Origin of the sequence: Eubacterium sp. An11 (assembly GCF_002161065.1) — a bacterium.
GTDB classification, from domain to species: domain Bacteria; phylum Bacillota; class Clostridia; order Lachnospirales; family Lachnospiraceae; genus Anaerobutyricum; species Anaerobutyricum faecale.
In genome coordinates, this window is record NZ_NFLV01000095.1 from 1 (window position 1) to 775 (window position 775).

Genomic DNA, 775 nt, shown 5'->3' on the forward strand with positions numbered 1-775 from the left:
GGACCAGGCCTTTCCATAATCCAGGAATCCTGGATCTTTCGACATTCTATGTTCCTGAAAATAATCAAAAATATAATGCTGATCCGGATGCTTACAGCGAAAAGAAGCCCGGCTGTTACCGTAGGGACGAAAGGAATTGCAAAACTCACATTCACTGCACTTCATCTTTTCTTTCATATCGTTATTACCTCATAATTTTCTTTTTATTATTTGCATACATGAGAGCTTCCGCCACGCTGATCTGAAATGTTTCTTCAAACCAGTGCCAGATTTCTTCCCGATGTGTTCCAGCTGAAAATCCGTGCCAGGCTTGCTCAATACATTCTGTTTCCGGGTTCATAGGGATGTCTCCAAATTCTGTCCAGAGACGCCGGATGCTGTCCGGCAGGTACAGGATGGTAAGGGTAAAGCAAGACTCGGAAAACAGGGGGATGAGGATACGGCTGTAGACCGTCTCCCAGTCGCCGCCTGCAAGCCCGCATCCCAGATAACCGGGAATGGCAATCTGCGACAATTCCCGCTGTGCTGCCAGGAACATCATGGCAGTCAGGCTCTGTCTCAGTGCTGCATAATCGGTATCTAATCCTCTGCCTGTGGGAATATTCTCGGCAAACAGATGTGCCACATACTGAGTGGCGCCGGTATCCATCCGCAGCATCAAAGAGCAGGATCCTAGAAGTTCCTCTTTATTCTTCCTGCAAATCTGCTGGTATGTCCGATACTGTTCTGCTGTCAAAATACGATGCCGGATCTGCCTGGCTACGCCTGCCCCCAT

The 775-nt window shown here is 48.4% G+C and carries 1 protein-coding gene; it reads right to left on the reverse strand.

All coding sequences use genetic code 11. The features are described from left to right. Positions 1–184: 184 nt before the first annotated feature. Positions 185–775, reverse strand: a 591-nt coding sequence (locus B5E53_RS18725; protein WP_087317630.1) for a macro domain-containing protein, incomplete at its 5' end; no start/stop codon positions are given.